The following is a 6593-nucleotide window of genomic DNA, read 5'->3' on the forward strand; positions in this document are numbered from 1 at the left end:
TTGACTTTTGGCACGCTGTTGAGTTCTCAAGGAACGGACGCTTCCTTCGTACTCACCCTCTCGGGCTTTCCTCCGGGCGCTTCCCTTCGGTGTTTCCGACTCTATCAGATCTTTCCGATCCGATTTCCTCGGTGCTTTCCAGGTCGAACGCTTTCCGCGCTTTCCCTTTCCGGCGGACCCGACATTATCAGAAGTTCTGAGTCGGATTTCCCGCCCCGCCGGGGACCGTCACCGACGCGTGAAGCAGTCGGGTTCCCGATCGGGGGGAGCTGTAAACGTACTGGAGCGGGGCGCCCCGATGCAAATCGAGGCGCCCCGCTCCGGGTTGGCGCGTCCGTACGAGCCGACGGTCCGTCAGACCTCCACCACGACGGGGAGGATCATCGGACGGCGCCGGTAGGTGTCGGACACCCACTTGCCCAGCGTGCGTCGCACCAGCTGCTGCATCTGGTGCGGCTCGACGACGCCGTCCTGGGCCGAACGCTCAAGCACCTCCGTGATCTTGGGGATCACGGCACTGAAGGCCGAGTCGTCGATGCCGGAACCGCGGGCCTGGACGTGCGGGCCGCCGGTGATCTTCCCGGTGGAGGAGTCGATGACCACGAAGACCGAGATGATGCCCTCGTCGCCGAGGATCTTGCGGTCCTTCAGCGCGGGCTCGCCGACGTCGCCGACCGAGAGGCCGTCGACGTAGACGTAGCCGGCCTGCACCTTGCCGGAGATCTTCGCCTTGCCCTCGACGAGGTCGACGACCACGCCGTCCTCGGCGATGACGATCCGGTCGTGCGGGACGCCGGTCAGGGCGCCCAGCTCGGCGTTGGCCCGCAGATGGCGCCACTCTCCGTGCACCGGCATCAGGTTGCGCGGGCGGCAGATGTTGTAGAAGTACAGCAGCTCGCCGGCGGACGCGTGGCCCGAGACGTGCACCTTGGCGTTGCCCTTGTGGACGACGTTGGCGCCCCAGCGGGTCAGGCCGTTGATCACGCGGTACACCGCGTTCTCGTTGCCGGGGATGAGCGACGACGCGAGGATCACCGTGTCGCCGTCGACGATGCGGATCTGGTGGTGGTCCCGGTTGGCCATGCGGGACAGCGCCGCCATCGGCTCGCCCTGGGAACCGGTGCAGACCAGCACCACCTCGTGCTCGGGCAGGTCGTCCAGCGTCTTGACGTCCACGACGAGACCCGGCGGCACCTTGAGGTAGCCGAGGTCCCGGGCGATGCCCATGTTGCGGACCATCGAGCGGCCGACGAAGGCGACCCGGCGGCCGTACTCGTGCGCCGCGTCGAGGATCTGCTGGATGCGGTGGACGTGGCTGGCGAAGCTGGCCACGATGATCCGCTTGCGGGCGTTGGCGAAGACCTGGCGCAGGACGTTGGAGATGTCCCGCTCGGGCGGGACGAATCCCGGGACCTCGGCGTTCGTCGAGTCGGACAGGAGGAGGTCGATGCCCTCCTCGCTGAGCCGGGCGAAGGCGTGCAGGTCCGTGAGGCGGTTGTCCAGCGGCAGCTGGTCCATCTTGAAGTCGCCGGTGTGGACCAGCAGGCCCGCCGGGGTGCGGACGGCGACGGCCAGCGCGTCCGGGATGGAGTGGTTGACCGCGACGAACTCGCAGTCGAAGGGGCCGATGCGCTCGCGGTGCCCCTCGGCCACCTCCAGGGTGTAGGGGCGGATGCGGTGTTCCTGGAGCTTGGCCTCGATCAGGGCGAGGGTGAGCTTGGAGCCGATCAGGGGGATGTCCGGCTTCTCCCGGAGGAGGAAGGGGACGCCGCCGATGTGGTCCTCGTGGCCGTGCGTGAGGACGATGCCCTCGATGTCGTCGAGGCGGTCACGGATGGACGAGAAGTCCGGGAGGATCAGGTCGATGCCGGGCTGCTCCTCCTCCGGGAAGAGCACTCCGCAGTCGACGATCAGCAGACGGCCGCCGTACTCCAGGACGGTCATGTTCCGGCCGATCTCGCCGAGGCCGCCGAGCGGGGTGACGCGCAGGGCGCCCTCCGGCAGCGGCGGGGGCGGGCCGAGTTCAGGGTGCGGATGACTCAAAAGACTCTCCTCAACCACACGCGCCACGTACCGGTGGGCACGTGGCGCGCATGACGTTCGTGCAGAAGCAGGTGTCGAAGTGGGGTGCGGGCACCGGTGGCCCGCCTGTTCAGTTGTGAAGTCGATGCGCGCGCGTGCGCGCGAAGCCCGTTGTCAGAGCTGTACCCCGCCGGCGGCAAGATCGATCTTGAGCTGCTCGATCTCCTCGGGCGCACACCCGACCATGGGCGCGCGCAGCGGTCCGCCGGGCAGCCCCTGCAGGGCGAGCGCCGCCTTGGTGGTCATCACGCCCTGCGTGCGGAAGACGCCCGTGTAGACGGGGAGCAGCTTCTGGTGGATCTCGGTGGCCTTCTGGACGTCTCCGGAGGTGTACGCGTCGACCAGGGCGCGCAGCTCGGGGGTGACGAGGTGGCCGACGACCGAGACGAACCCGACCGCGCCCACGGAGAGCAGGGGGAGGTTCAGCATGTCGTCGCCGGAGTACCAGGCGAGGCCCGAGCGCGCGATGGCCCAGCTCGCGCGGCCGAGGTCGCCCTTGGCGTCCTTGTTGGCGACGATCCGGGGGTGCTCGGCGAGGCGGACGAGCGTCTCGGTGTTGATGGGGACGCCGCTGCGGCCGGGGATGTCGTAGAGCATCACCGGCAGGTCGGTGGAGTCCGCGATGGCCGTGAAGTGCCGGAGGAGGCCCTCCTGCGGGGGCTTGTTGTAGTACGGCGTGACGACCAGGAGGGCGTGGGCGCCGGTGCGCTCGGCGGTGCGGGCGAGCGCGATGCTGTGGCGGGTGTCGTTGGTGCCGACTCCGGCCACGACGTGGGCGCGGTCGCCGACCGCCTCCAGGACCGCCCGTACGAGGTCGGCTTTCTCCGCATCGCTCGTGGTGGGCGACTCGCCGGTGGTGCCGTTGATGATCAGGCCGTCGTTGCCTGCGTCCACCAGGTGGGTGGCGAGCCGCTGGGCGCCGTCGAGGTCGAGTGCGCCGTCCGCCGTGAACGGCGTGACCATGGCGGTGAGGACCCGCCCGAAGGGGGTCTGCGGAGTGGAGGTCGGAGCCATGGGTTACACGCTACTCGTTGCTCGGGGCGGGGTCTGCCCTCGGGGGATGCGACAAGCCCGTACAAAGGCGGATCCCGGCACTGCCTGCTCGGGGGTTCAGGCAGTACCGGGTCCGTTCGATCAGGCTAGATGAACATCTCGAAATGCCGCAATCCGGACACTTCGTAGGGCTGACCCGTACATCTGTGCCCGGCGCGGGAAATTCCGCAGGACGCCTACGGGGCGACGCGTCCGTTGGCGTTGAACGCGGCGTGGGTGAGGGGCATCAGCCGCGCCCACTCGGCCTCCATGCGCTCGCCGACCATCTCGATCTCGCGCTGCGGGAAGGACGGCACCTTGGCCAGCTCGTGCTGGGTGCGCAGGCCCAGGAAGTGCATCAGCGAGCGAGCGTTGCAGGTGGCGTACATCGAGGAGTACAGGCCCACGGGCAGCGTGGCGCGGGCGACCTCGCGGGCGACGCCCTCGGCCAGCAGCTTCTGGTACGCGGCGTAGGCCTGCTCGTAGGTCTCGGCCAGGACCCGCTGCACGGTGGCGTGCTGGTCGGAGGTGCCCTCGACGAAGACGTACTTGCCGGGGCGCCCCTCCTGGACGAGCTTGCGGGACTCGTCGGGCACGTAGAAGACCGGCTGGAGCTCCCGGTACCTGCCCGACTCCTCGTTGTAGGACCATCCGACCCGGTGCCGCATGAACTCGCGGAAGACGAAGATCGGCGCGCTGATCAGGAAGGTCATCGAGTTGTGCTCGAAGGGGCTGCCGTGGCGGTCCCGCATCAGGTAGTTGATCAGGCCCTTGGAGCGCTCCGGGTCCTTCTGCAGTTCCCCGATCGACTGCTCGCCGAGCGTGGAGACGCGGGCGGCGAACAGGACGTCGGCGTCCGAGGCGCTGGACTTGACCAGCTCGACCGTGACGTCGCTCCGCAGGGTGACGTCGGCGGGCGGGGTCGGCTGGGAATCGTCGGCGGAGCTCAAGGGGGTCCTTCCCATCTGGTCTGGCGTGCGGCGCCCACTTTACGGGGCGTCCCGGCGGGAGCGGCAGACGCCCGACTTGTACCGGCCGGTGGGATCTTCGTGCTGTCCGGGCACTTTTGGGGGCGTCCGTTCGTATGAAGGGGTGAGAGATGTTCGTTCGACCCGAAGGGAGACATCCACCCGATGCTCGGTCGGCGTGAACCCGTGCCGTTCGCCTTCCTCGCCGAGGCCGACAGATTCCGCAGCAACGTCACTCCCCCGCCCCGCGAGCGGGCGTCCGCCGGCCAGATCGCCGGACGCTGGCTGCTGGGGCTGACCATCACCGCCGGACTCGTGGGTTCCCTGGTCATCGGGACGCCGGCGCTGACCCCCGACCCCTCCGGCCCGGGGACCGGGACGTCACAGGCGTCCGAGGGGCGCTGAGCCGGGGAGGGACGGCCGGAGGCGGCGCCGTCCGGACCCCGATGGTGGTGACCGACCCCACAGATCGGTAGCCTCACCGGCACTGCCCCCGCATGGATCGAGTGAGGACCAGCCGTGCCCCTGCCCTTCCTGACGGCCGACCGCGCTTTCGAGACCGCGGACGACGTCGCACTGCCCTACGACGACCGTGACCGCTGGCGGCGCCCGTACCGCCCGGGGCCGTGGAGGGTGGGGGCGGCGGCGATCGTGCTGCTGCTCGCCTCGTTCGTGCTGTTCGCCGCGGTCATCATCGCCGCCACGGCCTCGGTGTCCTCGGCGGGATTCGTGTTCGCCGTCGCGCTGGTCGGCATCGCCTGCGCCCTGCGGATGCTGCGCATGGGCGTGTGGGTGAGCGCCCGGGGGCTACGGCACGTGGTGTTCTGGACCACGCGGACGGTTCCCTGGGCGCAGGTCGCCTCGGTGCGCACCGTGCAGCAGCCGGTGCGCTGGCTGGGGCTGCCGAGGACGGTCCAGGGGCAGGCCCTGCTGCTCGTCCGGCAGGGCCGGTCGGCCGACCCCGCGTCCCCGCTGCTGACCACGCACGACGCGGACTTCCTGGGGCGGGAGACGGCCTTCGACCGGGCGGCGGACTCGGTGGAGGTCTGGGCCGACGAGTACCGGCCGGGCTGAGCCCCGGTCCCCCGACACAGCCGGGGCCCGGTCCGTGTGCGTGTACGGACCGGGCCCCGGCTGTGTGCGTGGCCGGTGCGGAGCCGGGCTTCTCAGGGGGACGCCTTGCGCAGGCTGATGGCCCGCTGCATCGCCTTGCGGGCGCGCGGGGTGTCCCGGGCGTCGTGATAGGCGACGGCCAGGCGGAACCAGGAGCGCCAGTCGTCGGGGGCGTCCTCCGTCTCGGCCTTGCGGCGGGCGAAGACCTCGTCGGCGCTGTCCCGGTCGACGCGGCCGCTGGGGAGCCGCTTCAGGTCGTCGACGGGCAGCCCGCCCTCGGCGTCGAGTTCGGCGGCGAGCCGGTTGGCGTCGCGGACGAACTGGGTGTTCTTCCACAGGAACCACACGCCGATGACCGGCAGGATCAGCACGGCGATGCCCAGGGTGACGGTCAGCAGGGTGCCGGTCCGGATGAGCAGCACGCCGCGGCTGCCGACCAGGACGAAGTAGACGACCAGGACGGCGGCCGTGAGGGCGTAGGAGATCTTCGCGCGCATGGGGTGGGACCGGGCTCAGTTCAGGTCGAGGAAGTGCTCCAGGCCGAAGGTCAGGCCCGGGGTGGACACCACGCGGCGGGCGCCGAGCAGGATGCCCGGCATGAAGCTGCTGTGGTGCAGGGAGTCGTGGCGGACGGTGAGCGTCTCGCCCTCGCCGCCGAGGAGGACCTCCTGGTGGGCCAGGAGCCCGCGCAGCCGCACCGAGTGCACCGGTACACCGTCGACGTCGGCGCCGCGGGCGCCGTCCAGGGCGGTGACCGTGGCGTCGGGAGCCGGGGCGGTGCCAGCCGTGCGGCGGGCCTCGGCGATGAGCTGGGCGGTGCGGGCGGCGGTGCCGCTGGGGGCGTCCACCTTGTTCGGGTGGTGGAGCTCGACGACCTCGACCGACTCGAAGTAGGGCGCCGCGATCTGGGCGAACTTCATGGTGAGGACGGCACCGATGGAGAAGTTGGGCGCGATGAGCACACCCGTCCCGGGGAACTGGTCGAGCCAGCCCCTGAGCTGGGCGAGGCGCTCGTCGGTCCAGCCGGTGGTGCCGACGACGGCGTGGATGCCGTGCCGCACGCAGAAGTCCAGGTTGCCCATGACGGAGGCGGGCGTGGTCAGTTCGACGGCGACCTGGGCGCCCGCCTCGACGAGGGTCTCCAGCTTGTCGCCGCTGCCGAGGGCGGCCACCAGTTCCATGTCCTCGGCGGCCTCGACCGCCCGTACCGCCTCGGAACCGATCCGGCCCTTGGCGCCGAGGACCGCCACGCGCAGCTTGCTCATGTCTCGTTGCTTCCTTACGGGAGGGGATGCTCCTATGGCTGTCAAGCGGCTGGAGCGAGGTTGGTTTGGGTGATTCGTCCGGTTGATGTGCTGGTCAGGGTGCGGTAGACCTCGCGGGCGACGAATCGCTTGA

7 protein-coding genes are annotated in these 6593 nt (G+C 70.2%); 2 read left to right on the forward strand and 5 right to left on the reverse strand.

The features are described 5' to 3' along the window. Positions 1-354: 354 nt before the first annotated feature. From AC02VZ_RS25905 to thyX, 3 genes are all read right to left on the reverse strand, one after another. On the reverse strand, positions 355-2043 hold the full coding sequence (locus AC02VZ_RS25905; RefSeq protein ID WP_476476547.1) for a ribonuclease J: 1689 nt from the start codon (positions 2041-2043) through the stop codon (positions 355-357). Between the two features lie 153 nt (positions 2044-2196). Continuing rightward, positions 2197-3096, reverse strand: coding sequence for a 4-hydroxy-tetrahydrodipicolinate synthase (dapA, locus tag AC02VZ_RS25910; RefSeq protein ID WP_432057827.1), 900 nt, complete (start codon positions 3094-3096; stop codon positions 2197-2199). 215 nt (positions 3097-3311) lie between these two features. Further along, positions 3312-4079: an FAD-dependent thymidylate synthase gene (gene thyX / locus AC02VZ_RS25915; RefSeq protein WP_476476548.1), complete on the reverse strand. Its 768-nt coding sequence runs from the start codon at positions 4077-4079 to the stop codon at positions 3312-3314. Between the two features lie 168 nt (positions 4080-4247). Between thyX and AC02VZ_RS25920 the strand changes: the two genes are divergently transcribed. Further along, positions 4248-4487 (forward strand): hypothetical protein, encoded by a 240-nt coding sequence (locus AC02VZ_RS25920; protein WP_432057825.1) that lies wholly within the window; start codon positions 4248-4250, stop codon positions 4485-4487. Between the two features lie 114 nt (positions 4488-4601). Further along, positions 4602-5156 (forward strand): hypothetical protein, encoded by a 555-nt coding sequence (locus AC02VZ_RS25925; protein WP_432057824.1) that lies wholly within the window; start codon positions 4602-4604, stop codon positions 5154-5156. Between the two features lie 92 nt (positions 5157-5248). Here AC02VZ_RS25925 and AC02VZ_RS25930 read toward each other — a convergent pair whose 3' ends face one another. Both AC02VZ_RS25930 and dapB read right to left on the reverse strand, forming a co-directional pair. Continuing rightward, positions 5249-5692, reverse strand: a complete 444-nt coding sequence (locus AC02VZ_RS25930; protein WP_476476549.1) for a hypothetical protein — start codon at positions 5690-5692, stop codon at positions 5249-5251. A 15-nt stretch (positions 5693-5707) separates the two neighbouring features. After that, complete coding sequence (dapB, locus tag AC02VZ_RS25935; protein ID WP_432057822.1) at positions 5708-6460, reverse strand: 4-hydroxy-tetrahydrodipicolinate reductase; 753 nt, start codon at positions 6458-6460, stop codon at positions 5708-5710. Positions 6461-6593: the final 133 nt, after the last annotated feature.

This window comes from Streptomyces sp. 3-6 (assembly GCF_056323165.1).